We start from the raw sequence: 16,581 nt of genomic DNA, 5'->3' as shown, positions 1-16,581 counted from the left end.
CGCTTGAATTGTTCGTCGTATTGCCTGCGCTTGGCCGGATTGGAGATGGGGCGCAGCGGATCTTTCGGATTCATCGGTTCTGGGAAGTTACCCTACTTCCCGTGTCCTCACTTTCGAGGAAAGATCAGGTAAGGAGCATCGCGACGCAACCCTGGGTCACATCGTTGGCAGATTGGTGCCCTGAAGGGGCACCGGGAGGTCGCGGGCAAGAACTAGGTCCCGAATAGGACGTCTGCCGTTCCTCTTCCCCACCTTAAGCGCCCCCCCTCAAATCCGGAACAACTCCCTCAAGGAACCGTTTTCCTCCGGCCCTCTCCGGTAATCTCCCTTCGTCCCGAACCCGCAACACCGGCACGATCTCACCACCGCCGGCCGTGGTGCGGGCCTCATCCCGTGCGTCGGCACGCTCTTCCCGATCGCCTCCGGGTGGCACTCCAGCATGTGAGTCCGCAGCCGGGTAGGATTGATGAATTTCTTCCCGTCGGCGCTGCTCGTCGCCCCGCAAATGGCACATGCCATGCCCTGCCCGGACTCTTCAAATCCGCTGCCGCTCCCTCGATAGCCCGCCATGTTGCCTCGCTCTACAGTCATATACTTCTAAATGACCGGAGGACCGCTGAACGTACAAGATATCTCACTTTATTTCTGTCATGCACAGGGGCAGGCATCCCGCGGGGAAATTTTCAGTTGCGAATCTCCTACCAAAGACTCTAGTTTCGTCCGTCGTCCCTGCACCTGATGCGTCCACGCCGGGCAGCGACGCACCGCCGACCCCGTGAGTGGAGGCGGTCCGGGCGAGCAGTCATCTGCCGCTTCCTCCTCCCCAGGTTGACCGGAGCTCCGGAGGCCATCCATCGCCCTCATCGGGCATGAACCGACTTGTACCTCCAACATGAAATACTCATCCTATCGTCGTGCGGCACTGCCGCTCCTCGCCCTCACCCTTGGCAGCGCATCGCTCGCGCAGGCCGGCCAGAAGCTCGCGCTCCGCCATGAGATCTGGCTTATCGACCAATCGAACACCTATGATTCGGATGGCAACGGCTCCCTCGATAGCGGGGGAAACATCCACATCTACCGCGGCGAGGACTTCAAGGAAGCGGGCAATCCGAATCCCGTGGTGGAGACGATCTCCCTCGGCGGCGCGAATGCCGACTACATCAAGCAGGTCACCGGCACCGCGCCCGTGCGGCCCCACTACATCAGCTTTAACAAGAGCGGCACCCACGCCCTCATTACCTTCGTCGCCACCGGCCACCTCATCATCATCGAGGCCGCCACGCGCCAGATCGTTTACGCCGTGGATGTCGGCGTGCAGGCCCATGCCTCGAATCCTTCACCGGATGAAGACTACATCCTCGTGGCGAACCAGAACGGCAAGCTCGTCCAGCGCATCGATACCGACTACGCCACGAACACCTTCTCGCTCGATAACACCGCCACCCTCGATCTCGCCAATGGCCTGACCCCGAGCGGCGCCCCGCGCGAGAGTGCGGCCTTGAGACCGGACAATGCCGCCATCATCACCTATCCCGAGCAAACGAAGGGGGACCTCGCCTTCGTCACCCTGCGCGGCGGCGGGGCCTTCGTGGTCACCGCGCGCACCACGCCCATCACCATCGTGGCGGAGTACACGCAGGAGTTCGTGGAGCCCGCCGGCCTCATCGCCGTACAGAAGGATCACAAGCTCTACTTCAACTCCGGCGGCGGTGGCGGTGCCACCATCGGCTATCAATCCGTGCTCTACACGCTGCCGTGGAAGTCCTTCTCCGCGAAGAAGCCGATCCTCACCCCGAACTCCCCGTCGCCGAAGGTCGTCTTCGATCACGGTCCCACGCCCGTCACCCCGGAGACCCGCGGCCGCACGGATTCACACGGCCTCGTCTTCACCCCGCACAAGGACCACCTCTGGGTCGTGGATCGCGCGGACAACCGCGTGATCGTCGTCGATCCGGACAAGGACAAGATCGTGAACGAGATCCTGCTCGGCGGCGCGCCCTCCGCGGATCCCGCCCCGGACCTCATCCGCTTCTCGCCGGATGGCGACCGCGCCTATGCTTCGCTACGCGGGCCGAATCCCCTGACAGGGAACAACCCCGCCTTCAACAACGCCGTCGGCCTCACCCCGGGACTTGGCGTCATCGATGTCCGCCAGCGCGGCAAGGTCGGCAAGCTCCTGCGCGTCATCCCCACCACGAACAAGGATGCTACCGGCGTCGAGCGCTCCGATCCGCACGGCATCCACATCCGCAAGTTCCGTGTGCCCGTGGACTCGGACGATTGAGTTGAGTTTCCTCCCCCCCGTCTGGAGGCAGTGCGCGCTCGTGAACGTGCTGCCTCCAGGCCTCAGGGGACCGTGACCTTCACCACGAACTCCGCCAGATGCTCCTTACCCTCCACCGAGAATTGGACGTAGAGGCGCAGCCAGCCCGGCTGGCTCGGGCGCAGTTGGAAGTCGATCCGCGGCCCGCCAAATTGACCGGGCAGCGGCATGCCCCCCGTGGGGTGGATGTGGAGGATGGTCTGGAAATCATCCGCGAAGCCGACCATGTGCGCGAAGGCACCCATCACCGGTTGCAGCGTGTCTACCGGCTCGCCGCTCTCATCCGCGATCGCGAGCGTGACCATGCCCGGCCTGCCGAAAAGCAGCTCGCCATTCTGCAGCGCCAGCTCGCAGCGGTAGCCATCCACCGTGGTGGCCAGCACCTGCTCCGTGGGGATCGCCGTCTTCTTGAAGGGCCGCGGAATCTTGCTCAGCTCGGAGATGGGGAACTCGCCGCGCCCCGTCGCCACCGGCATCGCGTCCAGCCACAGCCGGTAGGGCCCGTCGTGCTTCGGCGTGAAGCGGAATTCATACTCGCCCGGCGTGCCCGTCGGCTGCGGGTGCTCGTGATGGTAGTCGCGGAATTGCGGGTCCAGCAGCAGCGCGTGCAGCTTCTCGGTGTGAGTCGTGTGCAGGTCGTCCGGCGTGACCGGCTTGCCGCTTCCATTCTTGAGGCGGAAGCGCACCACGCTCTCTTCGCCGGCCCGCGGCGGAGTCGCCTGCAGGTCGATCAACAGCGTGGGCACCACCGGCGGCAGCAGGAAGCTCGCCGCACTGGAGGACACCAGCGCCTCCTCCGGATACTGCTCGCCGACTTTCAGGAGCAGCTTCTCCAGAGTCGGCAGTTGGCTCAGCAGCTCCTCCCGCTTCTCGGTCAGCGCCAGCGCATTCACCCGCGGGAAGATCGCCTGCGCCTCCGCGATCGAAGCGTCGAGAGCCTTCCTCGCTTCGCCGAAGATCATCACGCTGCGGTTCTGCATGAAGACCAGGTGAGAGCGCAGCGCCGCGGTCTTCTGCGGCACGATCACCAGGTCGCCTTCTTTCGCCAGTTGGCGCAGCGCGTCACGCTCCAGTTGCACGTGCTCCCAGGCATCGCCCAGCAGCACGATCTCCGGACCGCAGAGTGCCTCCGCCGCCGTGCGCGGCATGGTCTTCGTGTCACCGGTAGTGCTCGTCGGTTGCCCGTTCAGGGCCGCCGTGAGACTTGCGAGTGCGTGGAGGAAAGTGAGGGTGCTGCGCTGCGGCATGGTGGAACCTCTTAGACCGGAAGAAACATTGATCAAGTAATCATGTATCAAAATAGCAATTCATGGAGGTGCCGTCTCATCGGAGCATCGGTGGCGATTTTGTTAAGTCAATCGATGCTCCATGCCTGCGGCATCGCATGGTCGCCGACCATCAAGGATGCCCTCGCCGATGCCGCGATCACCAAGCGCCTCGCCGTGGTCGTCTTCACCGGATCGGACTGGAGCGCCCGCGGCCTGAAGCTCGATGAAACCGTGTTCATGAATGCGGAGTTCGCGGATCGCTTCATGAAGAACTTCGCCCTCGTGAATGCGGATTTCCCGCAGCGCAAGCCGCCTGCGCCCGAGCTTCTGGCCGAGAATACCTCTTGGGCCACCAGGCTGGGCATCAAGTCCTGGCCCACGCTCGTCGCCCTGCGTGCCGATGGCACGGAGTTCGCCCGCCTCGAGTACAAGGAGGAGTCCGCGCCCGAAGTCCTTGCCATCACCGAGAGCTGGATCGCTGCCCGGGCGCAGGAATCCGGCGCCACGGCATCCACTCCCATTCCCCCACCTTAGTCATGTCATCGATCAAGATCATCCTCACGCTTCCCTATATCCTCAGTCTCGCCGCCGCCGCGGAGAAGCCGCCGCTCGCCGATGGCGAGATCCGCACCTACGAGGTGAGGGGAGTGGTGGAGAAGCTCAAGCCGGACGTGCCCGCCGCGGTCATCTACCACGAGGAGATTCCCGGCTTCATGGAACCCATGTCCATGACCCTGAAAGCCCGCGATGCGAAGGAGTTCGAAGGCGTCGGCGTGGGCGATGGCATCACCTTCCGGCTCAATGTCACCAACGAGGACGGCTGGATCGACAAGGTCCATGTCGTCGCACCCGCCGCCAGCGCCGCCGCCGTGAAGGAGGAGGCCGCCGGGCTCAAGCCGATCGAGCCGGGACAGCCCTTGCCGGATGCGAAGCTGGTCGATGATCACGGCCGCCCCTTCGAGCTTTCCGACTACAAGGGCAAGCCCTTCGCCCTCACCTTCATCTACACCCGCTGCCCCTTCCCAACCTTCTGCCCGCGCGTGAACAAGCTCTTCCAGGAAACGGAAGAACTCCTGCTGGCGGAAGGCTCCTCGGCCCCGAAGGACTGGCGCCTGCTCTCCGTCTCCATCGAGCCCCGTCGCGATACACCGGAGATCCTGAAGCCCTTTGCGGATGCCCATCGCAAGGACAAGGAGCGCTGGCTCTTCGCCACCGGCGAGCTGAAGGACATCACCACCCTCACCCTCCAGAGCGGTCTCGACTTCTGGGACGACCGCGGCCTGATCCAGCACAACCTCCGCACGCTCGTCATCGATCGCGAAGGGAAGGTCCGCAAGATCTTCGTCGAAGGCGAATGGACCGCCGCCGAATTGGCCAAGGAACTCCACGCGGCCGCTGCGAATCCCGCGCAGCCCCGCTAAACCAGTTCCGAGAACTCCCCGCTGCTGTCCGCAAATTCACCCGTCTCCACGCCCATCTTCTGCGCCACCGTCAGCAGCACGTTGGAGAGCGGCGGGTGCTTGTCCGGATCGTGCGCGATGTGCTGGCCGTGCTTCAGCCCGCAGGCGCTGCCACCTGCCACCAGCAGCGGCAGGTTCTTCGGCGAGTGATCGCCGTTCGTCCCGCTGTTCATCCCGGAGCCATAGACCAGCATCGTGTGATCCAGCATCGGGCGGCCTTCCTCATCGGTGTTCTTCAGGAAGTCCATGAAGCGCGCGAGGCGCTCCAGATACCCGCGATCCACCTCGGCCAGCTTCTTCAGCGTGCCCGGATCGCCGCCGTGGTGGGAGAGCTCGTGGTGATTCTCGCCGCCCACGCCATAGCCGCCCGCCTCCCGCGCCCACTCGAAGGTGATCACCCGCGTGGTATCCGTGGCGAAGGCCAGGTAGCAGAGCTCCAGCATCACATCCAGCCACATCGGCCGGTCATGCGCGTCGCCCGGCTTGCTGTTGAGCTGGAGCCCGCTGGATTCGATCTGCGGCTTCGGCACATCCACCCACGCCACCTGCCGCTGCACCCGCAGTTCCGTCTCGCGGACGGCAGCCAGATACTCCGCCAGCTTCGTCTTATCCTCCTGCCCCAGCTTCTTCTCCAGCGCGCGCGCCTCGCCCAGCACCTCGTCGAGGATACTGCGCTTCTCGGCATAGCGCTTCAGCGTGGCCTCGCGGGAGTCCGCATCATCCGCCACGAAGAGCCGCTCGAACAAGCGCTGCGGGCTGTTCTCCGCGGGGAGCGGCGTGCCGTTCCGGTCGAAGGCCAGCGTGTGGCTGTGCGTCGCCGTGCCGGTTCCCGATTCGTCCCCGATCTCGATCGAGGGGAAGCGCGTGTTCATCCCCACCTTCTCCGCGATCAATTGGTCGATCGAAATACTATTGGTATAGTCCTTCCCCGGCACCGACAGCAGGTCCGCCCCTGTCAGCCAGGTATCGCCGCCGCTGTGGCCACCGGCACAGCGCGGATGGCCCAGCCCGGACAGCACGGAGAAGTGCTCCTTGTGATCCTTCAGCGTCTGCAGGGTGGGGGAGAGCGCATAGCCTTTGCCCTTCGCCTCCGGCACCCAGTCCATGATGTTCACCCCGTTCGAGACGTAGCAGAAGATCGCGCGCGGCACCGGCTTCGCGCCGGATCGCGCCAGCGGCCGGTAGGTCGAGGGTGCCGCATGCAGCGTGCGCGGCAGCATCGCTTCCAGCAGCGGCAGCCCGAGCGTGACACCGAGCCCCCGCAACGCGGTGCGGCGGGAGAGGGGAGTGTGGAAAACCGGATTCATGGCGGCTTACTTCGTGGTGAACAGTTCGGAGCAGACGATGGCTTCGATCAGCGAGCGCAGCGTGTAGTCTTCCTCCTTCATGGTGGATACGAAGGAGCGCAGGGCGTTTTGGTCGGAGAATCCCAGCTCGCGGCCCAGCGCGTAGGTGCTGAGCTGGCGGGCGAGTGCGGCCAGAAAAAGATCCTCGCTCTTCAGCAGTTGCGCCTGCAGCCCGGCCACCCCGCTGAATTCCGTGCCGTCCGGCATCTTCGCGCTCGCGTCGATCACCGGGTCATCCTTCTCGATCCGCCCGTTGTAGCCGTGGCCTTCCTGGTCGCGCCACTCGCCCGCGGCATTGAAGTTCTCCAGCGCCAGCCCCAGCGGGTCGATCTTGTCGTGGCAGCGCGCGCAGGATTCCAGCTGGCGGTGGATCTCCAGCCGTTGCCGCACGGTCGCCTTGTCGATCCCCGGCACCTTCGGCTGGATCTCGCCCACGTTCGCCACCGGCAGCCCGGGGTCGCGGCCTAACAGCGTCTTGAGGATCCAGGTGCCGCGCAGCACCGGTGAGGTCCGCGTGCCGTTCGAGGTGATCGAGTGGAAGGACGCCTGCGTCACCAAGCCGCCGCGCCGCGAGTCCGGCGTCACCGCCACCCGCCGCATCTCGTCCCCGCGCACGCCATCGATCCCGTAGTGCCGCGCCAACCGCTCGTTGATCGTGACGAACTCGCTGCGGATGAAGTTCCGCGCATCGAGATCGTGGCGCAGGATCTCGGCGAAGAAGGCCTCGGACTCGCGGATGATCGAGGTTTCCAGATGCCTGTCGTATTCCGGGTAGAGGGTGCGTGCCGGAGGATTCGCCCCCACCTTCCGCAGCCCCAGCCACTGGCCCGCGAAGTTCGTCACGAAGGCCGCGCTGCGCCCGTCGCCCAGCATCCGCCGCACCTGCTTGCGCAGCTCGGCGGGCTTCAGCAGCTCGCCGCTCTCCGCCAGCTTGGTGAGTGCCTCGTCCGGCATCGAGGACCACAGGAAGTAGGACAGCCGCGCCGCCAGCTCATGCCCGTTCAGCGGCTTCGCCTTCGCGCCAGGCGACTCGGGCTCCACCAGATATAGGAAGTGCGGCGAGGCCAGCACCGCCGCCAGCGGCGTCTTGATCGCCTCGTTGAAGCTGGGCTTCTCCGCCCGCACCTTCTTGAAAAGCTCCAGCTTCGCCTCGATCTCCGCCGCCTCCACCGGCCGCCGGTAGGCGCGTGGCATGAAACGCGCCAGCACCTCGCGTGCATAGGCCGTCTCGTCCTGATCCTTCGCGGCCGAGTCGAAGAGCAAGCGCTGCGAACTCTCCGGCGGCCAGCTTCCGATCACCGGACCCTCCAGCTCCAGCCAATCGACCAGCAGCTCGGGCCGCGGGAACTCGTCCCGCTCCTGCATCCAGAAATTCTCCAGGGTACTAGGAATATCGTAGGCATACTCCATTTCGAATCCGCCCTCCGCGGGCGTGAGGTGCACCTTGACCTCATACTCCTCCGGCGCGCTCAAGGGAGCATCCACATCCATCTCCGCGATCACCTGCGGCGCACCGCCCAGATGGCGCGTGATCTTCACCCGAGGCGGACCGTAATCATACATCCGGTGCTTCGCGAAGATCTCCATCTTCGCCGCGAAATCCTCCTGATGATACTTCGCGCCCTCCGGGTTCTTCGCCGTTTCTTCGTCGCGATGCCGGGCGACGATCTTGCCGCCGCCTTCCACCACCTGCTTGCGGCTCGGCACGCGACCGGCGGCGCGGAAGCGCAGGATGTAGTCGCCCTCTACCGGCACGTGGAAGGAGCGGAAGCCGATGTTCTTGTTCCAAGCCCGGTGGTGCACCACGGTGAAGCCCTTCTCGGTCGGATTCTCGCCGTCGTTCAGCAGGATGTTGTCCTCGCCCCGCTTCACGCGCAGCCGGTCCATGCCGCCGGTATTCTCCTCCGGCTCGAAGCGCCACTTGATCCCCTCCGGCCGCGGCCCTTCCGGCAGGGCTAGGTCGAGGATCTTGCGCGCCGCCGCATAGTAGAGCTCCACCTGCATCGGGGAGATCGTGAGCGCCTGGCCGATGTTGTCGAAGCCCCCGGCAGGCGGGTCTTCCGGGAAGTCCTCCGCGGGCTGGCAGTCGATCCCGATCAGGTCGCGGATCGTGTTGTCGTATTCGGCGCGGTTCATCCGCCGCAGCACCACGCGGGTCGAGCGCCGCTCCATCTCGGCCCGGGCCAGCTGCTGCTCCACCCACTCGGCGAAGCGCCCGGCCTCCGCGGCTTCCGGTTGGGGTTCGTCCTCCGGCGGCATCTCGTGGCCGTTCACCGCGTTCAGCACTTCCTTCCATTTTTCCGCGGAGAGCGGGCTGCGGAAATCCGGGGAGAGCGTGTCGAGCCGTAGCTTTCCCTTCTGCTTCTCCGGCCCGTGGCAGGATACGCAATGGTTCTCGATGAAGGGCGCCACGATCTCCTTCAGCCCGGGGTCGGCCGCCTGCCCTGAGCCGGACGAAATCCCACAGGCGAGCAGGCCCGGCACCAGCGCCCTGCGCATCTCCACAACGCTCAACATCTCCTAAGCAATGAAGCAATTCCCCCTGCAATGGCGAGGAAATCCCGCCCGCTCCAGCACCCCGGGCCGGAAACTCGCCTTGACTCGCGGATTTAATAGCCTACCAATCGGTCAACATTCGCCGATGCATCTTTCCAAGAAAGCCGAATACGCTCTCCGCGCCTCCATCCATCTGGGTATCGCTGCCGAAATGGGCCTGCCCACCGTCTCCGGGGTCGAGCTGGCCGATGCCAACCGCCTGCCGCTCAAGTTCATCGAGCGAATCCTCCAGGAACTGCGCGAGGCCGGCATCGTGGAAACCAAGCGCGGCAAGCTCGGCGGCTACGCACTGGCCACCCCGGCCGACAAGATCCGCATCGGCGACCTGGTCCGCCTGATGGACGGTCGTCTGGCTCCGATTTGCTGCGCCAGCGAGTTCGCCTACCAGCGCTGCACCTGCCCGGATGAGGACCACTGCGGCCTCCGGATGCTCATGATCGACGTGCGGAACGCGATCGCGAACATCCTCGACCGCTATACCCTCGCCCAAGTGGTGGAAGTCACCCTGCGCAAGATGCGCCGCGACGGCATTGCGCCGCCTTTCTCTTCCCTCGCCGGTGCCAAGGTGGGTGCGATCTCCGCCCGCGGCAAGGCCGACCCTGCCGATGGCTTCCTCGTCGGTCTGTCCCAGCTCGCCACCGCTCCGGCTGAAGAACATGAAGGCGAATGAGACTCCCATCGAGCCGCCGGCCGACTGGGTCGAGGTGGTCCGCAAGAAGGTGGAAGAACTCCGCTTCGGCTCCGTTCAGGTCATCGTCCACGATGGCCGCGTGACCCAGGTCGATAGCCTCGAGAAGACCCGCTTCCCGTCCTCGAAGGAAGAGAACGGATCCGGATCCTGACTTGGCGGAAGCACGCGAAGCGCTAGGGAGCGGGGACATTCCTGTCCCCGTTCATCGCGCTCACCGCGACGACAGGAACGTCGTCGCTTCTTACGCTGACCCCTTGGAGCCGCAGGCTCTGTGGAGTGCGGCGAGCATCGCCGCTTTCGGGTTGGTGTCCGTGGGATCCTTTCGTGTCGAGATCCCGTGAGTCCACTTTCCTGACTCTCTGACACTACCCGGGTTTGCCTCCGGCCCCGCCTCGGAAGCAGCTTGTCCAACCGAGGATGAAATCCACCTACACTACCCGCACCCCGGGTGTCCCCTTCCTGCTTCTTCCCGCAGTCGTCTCCCTGCTCGCCCCCTCCGCAGGCGCCTTCCAGTTCGATCCTTTCGCCACTCCCTCCGCCGAAGAGACCGCCACCTTCGACAAGATCTGGGGCGGTCTAGTCCTCTACAAGAACGACGCCAATCCGCTGCTCCAGGAGTTCAAGCTGATCGGCAAGTATCAGGGCCAGTACCACTGGCTGGACTCCGACCAAGGAGATGACGCGGAGTGGGAGGACCGCCGCTTCCGCTTCGGCTTCGATGCCAAGATGCTCGAGAAGACTCTCGAACTTCGCGCCACCTTCCAGAGCACGGACAACTTCGATCCCTTCTATAACGGCCTGGAGGATGCCTATCTCAAGTGGAAGCCGACCAAGAGCTTCACCCTCACCGCCGGGCATATGAAGCCGCTGATCGGCTACTTCGATTGGCTGCAATCGAGCGACCTCCAGCAGACCTTCGACAGCTCGCAGGTCTTCAACCAGCTCCGCGTGAACCGCATCCTCGGCCTCACCGCGGAGGGGAAAGTGGGCGACTTCTCATGGCAGGTCGGCGGCTACTCGAACGACAGCGACAAGGAGTTCGGGAAATTCGGCGGCGAGTATAGCGTGGGTGCCGGCATCGGCTACGATGCAAAGGCCGCCTTCGGCTGGGAGCGCGCGGACTTCCGCCTCGATTGGATCCATAGCGGTCACGACAAGGACGACTACCTCTTCACGCGCTACGACGACATCGTCTCCGCGACCTTCTGGGGACAGGAGGGCCCCTTTCAACTGGTGGTGGAAGGCTTCAACGGCTCGGGCGGGGAGGGCCGGGATGGCGATGTCTTCGGCATGTTCGTGCAGCCGATGTACGACATCATCCCGAAGCGCCTCCAACTCGTGGGCCGCTACAGCTTCACCACCGGCGATGGCCCGGACAGCGTGATCCGCCAGAACCGCTACGAGGGCGAGGCTCCCTTCCTGACCGGCGGTGGCCGCGGCGATGAGTATCACGCGCTCTACCTCGGCGCGCAGTACTTCATCTACGGCGACAAGCTGAAGCTCATGGCCGGCGGCGAGTACGCCCACCTCGATGGTGGCGGCAACGGCGGGGACTACGAGGGCCTGACCTGGCTCACCGGGGTGCGCGTCTATTTCTGAGCCGCGGCAGGGGGGCAATCGGCGATTCGTAGGCATTGAGGGTCAGCACCCTCCTGCTCCGGGCGGCTTTTTTCCTAGACCGGTTAAAATATACGTGTAAGTAGGAATAAGCCGTGGGCATTGCCCGCTTGGCGCAAATCCCAACAAAAACACCATGCACATCACGACCTTGCATCCCGATCTTCGCAAGAATCTCCGGAACCTCGTCCAAGGCTATGTGGAGCACTGCGAATTCTCCGAGCACCTCACCGGTCGCATCGAGTTCCCGATCTATTACATGGGGTTCAAATACGGAGCGCCCGTCTTCACCCACACCGGCGCGGGCAAGCCGCCTGAAGACCGCCCTGTGGTCGGCATGATCGGCTGGAATACTCCCGGCTCGCAGGTGCCCTCGCAGGTGCTGCTGCAGTTCATCGAGATCCTGAGCCAGCATCCGCGCCTGGCGGGGAATGCCGTGCTGCGGATGCTGCCGGTGGCGAATCCCGTGGCGCTGGAGCTGGATGAAGATGCCCCCTCCCGCGAGGATTGGGATCTCCTCGGCCACCTCGCCGACCAGTTCAAGGAGCAGGCGGCCGATGGCTGGATCGAGGTCCAGACCGCGAACGTGAGCGACTTCCTGATCTCCGGCGAAGTCAGCCCGGCTCTCTACAAATCGCTGGAGCAGGGGAGTGAATTCGCCACCGCCCGCGAGCGTCGCGGTATCCGCTTCCCCTCGCTCATGAACCTCAAGCCGGTCCGCCACGACGAACGCTGGCAGGTCCGCCTGATCATCCCGGAGGACTGGAGCGATACCAGTTCCGTGAATGGCCTGGCCCGCTTCCTCGCGCGCCTCGTGCACGCGCAGGCCAAGATCTCGCGCCGTCAGGCTCGCAAGGCCCGTTTCTGAGAACTGCCGTCACTCATTTCACGTAATACTATACTAAATTTAGTACTTTTATGTCGAATTCGCTCTCACCCGTGGCCGTGATCGGAGCCGGCTTCAGCGGCACCTTCACCGCGATCCATCTCGCGCTGCGCCTGCCCGACCGGCCGGTGATCCTCTTCGAGGAGGCAGGCGAGGCGGGCCCCGGCCTGGCCTACCGGCGGGACGATCCGCACGCGCTCATGAATATCCCGGCGCGCCGCATGAGCGCCTTCCAGGATGAGCCGGATCACTTCTACCACTATGCCCGTCGTACTTTGGGCGAGACCGTGGGGCCGGACGACTTCCTGCCGCGCCGCGTCTATGGCGACTACATCAAGTACTGTCTGGAGGAAGCACAGCAGCGATGTCCTAACCTGCGGATCGATCGCCGCGGGGTGATCGACATTCAGACGAATTCCGCCAGCAGCGTGGCGGTTCTCACGCTCAAGGATAACAGCGCGCTGATGTGCTCCCGCGTGGTGCTGGCCAGCGGTAACCAGGGCTCCGCATTCTCCGGCTCGATCTGGGCCCAGCACACCCTCTCCGCCCGCAGCGCGGAGACCTACGAGAAGATCAAGCCGGGCCAGACCGTGCTGGTGATCGGCAGCGGCCTGACCATGATCGATGCGGTGCTGGAGCTGGAGCGGCAGGGGAATGCCACCGAGATCCACGCGATCTCCCGCAATGGCCTGCTGCCGCGGCCGCATCGCAATGCCTCGCTGGTGCAGCCGCCGGAACTCGATGAGCTGCCGGACTCGAATCTCCGCCGCAGCGTGCGCCTCTTCCGCCAAGCCATCGCCCGGCATGAAAAGGATGGCGGCGACTGGCGCGATGTCTTCGCGGCGGTGCGTCCCGCGACGCCCTCGCTCTGGCAGGAAATGTCGCCGCGGGATCGCAACCGCTTCCTGCGCTTCATCAGCCCCTTCTGGGAAGTGCACCGCCACCAGTGCGCGCCGAAGGCTCACGAGCGGATCCAGAATCTCATCGATACCGGCAAGCTGGACGTGAAGCGCGGCACCATCGTCTCGGTGGAGAATAAGAACGGCCGCCTGCGCCTCGGACTCGCCCCGCGCAACCGCGCTGCGATCACCCGCTGGCTGGATGCGGACCACATCATCGATGCCACCGGACCGGCGCGGGATATCTCCACGGTGCACCACCCGCTGGTCGCGAACCTGCTCCGCCGCGGCTTCATCGTGCCGGATGAGAACCGCCTCGGCACCCAGGTCCAGGCGGACTACCGCGCGCTGCAGCGCAATGGCTATCCGCTCGAGTGGCTCTACGTCACCGGGCCCATGCTGCGGGCACGATATTTCGAGGCGACCGCGGTTCCCGAACTGCGCCTGCACACCGCGGCTCTCGCGGCGCGTCTGGCGAAGGGCCTGGAGCCTGCCGCAGAACTTGCAACGGCTGTCTGATTCGGATCACAGGACAGTCTCTCATGGAGAGTGGTTGGGGCCCGGAGCCGTGCAAGGCTCCGGGCCTTCTCTTGTAGCGGTAAGGACTCCCGTCCTTCCGGCTGGGGTGTCCACGAGTGGGAAGCCCATGGCGATCTTGGGGGCGGACGCGAACCGCCGGAAGGACGAGAGTCCTTCCGCTACCGCTCGGAGCCCGCTCCAATTGTGAATAACTCCCGCGATTCCGCGCAGAGATTTTAGAAGTCTCAGGTTGAATCCGTTAGGCAATCTAGGGCATCAACAAGTTCGCCGGAACCGCATACCCCCCGGCTACCCTCCATGCCCAAAAAATACGCGGCTGCGGTGAATCACGCGCGGCGCTTCAGCATTGAATTGACTCTGCTGGCCATTGTCGGTCTGCCGCTGCTTTGGTGGATCGCCAAGTTGGTAGTGAGTTAGCACCCCTTTGCCAATAAACCCGGTCAGCCCTGGTGCCTTCATGGTGCCGGGGCTTTCTTTTGCCCGGGCACCAGGAGGGCAAAAAAAACAGGCCGGGGGCGATCGCTCGCGCCCCGGCCTGCCTGCGTCCATTGCCGGTAATCTAATTCGACTCGCCCTTGAACCACTCGATCCGCGGACGGATCGCGACGGTGGAGCTGACGATGTCCAGCTTCCGATCGCCATCCAGATCTCCGGACAGGATCGGTCCCCAATCCGCGAGGCTGGCTGGATCCACGCTGAAGGCGTTCGAGAACTGCCCGGTGCCGCGATTGCTGTGCGCGGTGATGATATTGGTCCACGGTGCATCTGCCGGGCGCTGGGCGAGAAGCAGCTCGGGAATGGCACCGGCGGGAGAACCATTGGTCGTATTCTGGAACCATGGCTCCCCGCGCGGGAAGGGATTGAAGGTTGTGAAGCTGATCTGGCCGGCCGCGACATGCACCAGCAGCGGGCGGCAGGTCACGCCCTCCACGCTCGTGACCGCACCGACCAAATCGACGATGCCGTTGCCATCCAAGTCCGCCTCGGCGGAGAAGATGTTGTCCACGCTCACGCCGCTGATCGTCGGGAACGCGCGGACGACCGGCACTATGTAAGCGCCGATGTTCTCGCGCCAAGTGGTCTGGACGACACCGTGGAACTGGCGGCGAGACGGCACCAGGTCGAGGTCGCCATCTTTGTCCATGTCCTGCAGCACTTCGCCATAGCCGGTACCCAATGGCAGCGGCGTGGCGTCGAATCGATGGTTTCCTAAACCCTTGATCCAAGAACAGCCCCGGACCTCTCCGCTTTGGATCTCTTTCCAAACGAGCAGATCATCAATGCCGTCCTTGTCCCAATCTCCCGCCCGCACCTGATCAAAGGGGTGGTCCGCAGGTTCGCTGTAAAGCGTGACAGTCGGCCGTTTGCCGACCTTGCGCGAAAGCGAGAGCAGGATACTACGCTCGCCCTCGCCCTTCTTCTTGTTCCATGCCACGCCGGAAACCAGCAGGTCCGGACGCTCGTCGCCATTGCGATCCGCGATGCTCACGAGCTGCGCGTGGTAGAGGCCGGAGAAAAGAACCCGGCGCTTGAAGTTGGCTTTGCCGTCGTTGATCCACACCGAGATCTCGGTCGTGTGGTCCACTGGCGAGATGCCCCGGCCGATCAGGTCATTGTCGCCATCGCCATCGAAGTCGGCCACATGCTCGATGGTGTCGTCCGTGGCCGGCGGGGTGATCGCCACCGCCTTGGCCGCGAAGCTGCCGCCGCCCTTGCCCGGATGGTAGCGGAGTTGCCCGCTCGCGGTATCGCCATCGCGCCAGCTTGCCACCACCAGGTCGTCCTTGCCGTCACCATCGAGATCGGCATGGACCAGAGGATTGGAGCCGCCATTCAGCGCCAGCCGGGTCTTCTTGGTCAGGGTCGTCTTGCCACCGCGCATCCGGTGGTCGATCTGGATCACGCTGCTGCCGGTAGACGTGAAGGGGTAATCGGGCCCGAGCGGAACCAAGGTCCAGTCGAAGACAGAGGCGAGCAAGGGCTTGCCCGGCGCGATCGAGAAGCTGTCCACCCAGCTACCCTCCACGTCCGACGAGGTGATCCCAAGAGGAAGCGAGGCGATCACCCTTGAGTTTGCTCCCTCTCCTTCCCCTTCCACCACCAGCGCCGCCCGCTGACTATCGCCCTCCGAGAGGATGACGATGAAGCCGCGGCCGTTCGGCAGGCGTTCGTCCTTCACGAAGCTGATATCCTCCACCACGCCGAGATTGCCGGGGAACTCGCTCACCGGACCGAACCTGCCCCCGCCGAGGTTCAGGGAAGTCATGATGTTCGTCTGCCGGATGACCAGCGCGTCGGGCAGTCCGTCGTCATTGATATCCGCCCAGCGGACACTGCCGGTGACGAACTCGGCCACGGAGTTGACGATCTCCAGCGGCTGGTCACGACCGGGATCGATGAAGGCGCGATTGCCGGTGATGATGTCGGGCTTGCCACTCAGGTCCACGTCCTTCACGGCGAGGAACCCCGGATAGGCGAGGGAAGGGGCCAGCCAGTTCTCGCGCGGGCCGTAGCCCGAGAGGCCATTGCCGAAGAGGATCTTGAGCGTTACCTGATTGGTTTCGTCCGGTGCGCTGGCCAGAAGCAGGTCCGGGCTACCGTCCGCATCGAAGTCCGCGATGCCGCGGATCCTCTCGCCGGAGAGAGCTTCCCAAAGCGCGCCCTGCGCGAATTTCCCGCGGCCCGTGTTTTCGTAGAGCGTGATCGAGCTCTCGTCGTCGGCTCGGACGACTAGGTCGAGATCGCCATCCTGATCCAGATCGGCCGGAACGATTTCCTCCGGCTTGCCGATGTAACTGGTGATCTGCCTGCCAGCTTCGAACTCCACCGCACAGGCACTAACAAGCAGCGAGGAGAGATAGGGTTAGAGTGGGGTGCCACATACCTACCTTCAAGCCCCACGCCGCAGTTCAGGCAATGAAAATCAGGCACAATGACGTTACATTGTAGTTCCATTCGGTCTGCCAAGAACCTACAGTGAATTCTCTGTGAAGGG

12 protein-coding genes are annotated in these 16,581 nt (G+C 64.3%); 8 read left to right on the top strand and 4 right to left on the bottom strand.

Annotated features, from left to right (window positions below; translation table 11 throughout):
• Positions 1 to 892 precede the first annotated feature (892 nt).
• A complete protein-coding gene (locus OJ996_RS22555; RefSeq protein ID WP_264515962.1) occupies positions 893 to 2,284 on the top strand; it encodes a YncE family protein in 1,392 nt (463 codons plus the stop codon).
• Between the two features lie 62 nt (positions 2,285 to 2,346).
• On the opposite strand, the gene OJ996_RS22550 is transcribed toward OJ996_RS22555, so the two are convergent.
• The gene (locus tag OJ996_RS22550; protein ID WP_264515961.1) at positions 2,347 to 3,570 is read right to left on the bottom strand and encodes a DUF8832 domain-containing protein; all 1,224 of its coding nucleotides are present in this window, start codon (positions 3,568 to 3,570) and stop codon (positions 2,347 to 2,349) included.
• 114 nt (positions 3,571 to 3,684) lie between these two features.
• On the opposite strand from OJ996_RS22550, the gene OJ996_RS22545 reads away from it, so the two are divergent.
• Positions 3,685 to 4,125 carry a thioredoxin fold domain-containing protein gene (locus tag OJ996_RS22545; RefSeq protein WP_264515959.1) on the top strand — a complete coding sequence of 147 codons (441 nt, stop codon included), beginning with the start codon at positions 3,685 to 3,687 and terminating at the stop codon, positions 4,123 to 4,125.
• A gap of 2 nt (positions 4,126 to 4,127) precedes the next feature.
• Complete coding sequence (locus OJ996_RS22540) at positions 4,128 to 5,012, top strand: SCO family protein (protein ID WP_264515958.1); 885 nt, start codon at positions 4,128 to 4,130, stop codon at positions 5,010 to 5,012.
• Here the strand turns inward: OJ996_RS22540 and OJ996_RS22535 are convergent.
• Positions 5,009 to 6,358: a DUF1552 domain-containing protein gene (locus OJ996_RS22535; protein WP_264515956.1), complete on the bottom strand. Its 1,350-nt coding sequence runs from the start codon at positions 6,356 to 6,358 to the stop codon at positions 5,009 to 5,011. The two genes, OJ996_RS22540 and OJ996_RS22535, sit on opposite strands and share 4 nt — an antisense overlap.
• 6 nt (positions 6,359 to 6,364) lie before the next feature.
• Complete coding sequence (locus OJ996_RS22530) at positions 6,365 to 8,914, bottom strand: DUF1592 domain-containing protein (RefSeq protein WP_264515955.1); 2,550 nt, start codon at positions 8,912 to 8,914, stop codon at positions 6,365 to 6,367.
• 124 nt (positions 8,915 to 9,038) lie between these two features.
• On the opposite strand from OJ996_RS22530, the gene OJ996_RS22525 reads away from it, so the two are divergent.
• From OJ996_RS22525 to OJ996_RS22505, 5 genes are all read left to right on the top strand, one after another.
• Entirely contained in the window at positions 9,039 to 9,623 is a 585-nt protein-coding gene (locus OJ996_RS22525) for an RrF2 family transcriptional regulator (RefSeq protein WP_264515954.1), read from the top strand.
• On the top strand, positions 9,610 to 9,795 hold the full coding sequence (locus tag OJ996_RS22520) for a YezD family protein (RefSeq protein ID WP_264515953.1): 186 nt from the start codon (positions 9,610 to 9,612) through the stop codon (positions 9,793 to 9,795). Before OJ996_RS22525 ends, OJ996_RS22520 begins: the two co-directional genes overlap by 14 nt.
• Positions 9,796 to 10,061: 266 nt before the next feature.
• A complete protein-coding gene (locus OJ996_RS22515) occupies positions 10,062 to 11,243 on the top strand; it encodes a porin (protein WP_264515952.1) in 1,182 nt (393 codons plus the stop codon).
• A 154-nt stretch (positions 11,244 to 11,397) separates the two neighbouring features.
• On the top strand, positions 11,398 to 12,129 hold the full coding sequence (locus OJ996_RS22510; RefSeq protein ID WP_264515951.1) for a hypothetical protein: 732 nt from the start codon (positions 11,398 to 11,400) through the stop codon (positions 12,127 to 12,129).
• Positions 12,130 to 12,179: 50 nt separating this feature from the next.
• Positions 12,180 to 13,565 (top strand): FAD/NAD(P)-binding protein, encoded by a 1,386-nt coding sequence (locus tag OJ996_RS22505; protein ID WP_264515950.1) that lies wholly within the window; start codon positions 12,180 to 12,182, stop codon positions 13,563 to 13,565.
• A 580-nt stretch (positions 13,566 to 14,145) separates the two neighbouring features.
• Here OJ996_RS22505 and OJ996_RS22500 read toward each other — a convergent pair.
• Positions 14,146 to 16,413 (bottom strand): FG-GAP repeat domain-containing protein, encoded by a 2,268-nt coding sequence (locus OJ996_RS22500; protein ID WP_264515949.1) that lies wholly within the window; start codon positions 16,411 to 16,413, stop codon positions 14,146 to 14,148.
• Positions 16,414 to 16,581: the final 168 nt, after the last annotated feature.

The organism is Luteolibacter rhizosphaerae (genome assembly GCF_025950095.1).
Classification (GTDB): Bacteria; Verrucomicrobiota; Verrucomicrobiia; order Verrucomicrobiales; family Akkermansiaceae; genus Haloferula; species Haloferula rhizosphaerae.
The sequence above is the reverse complement of the archived record's forward strand: the minus strand, read 5'-3'. Positions and strand labels throughout refer to the sequence as shown.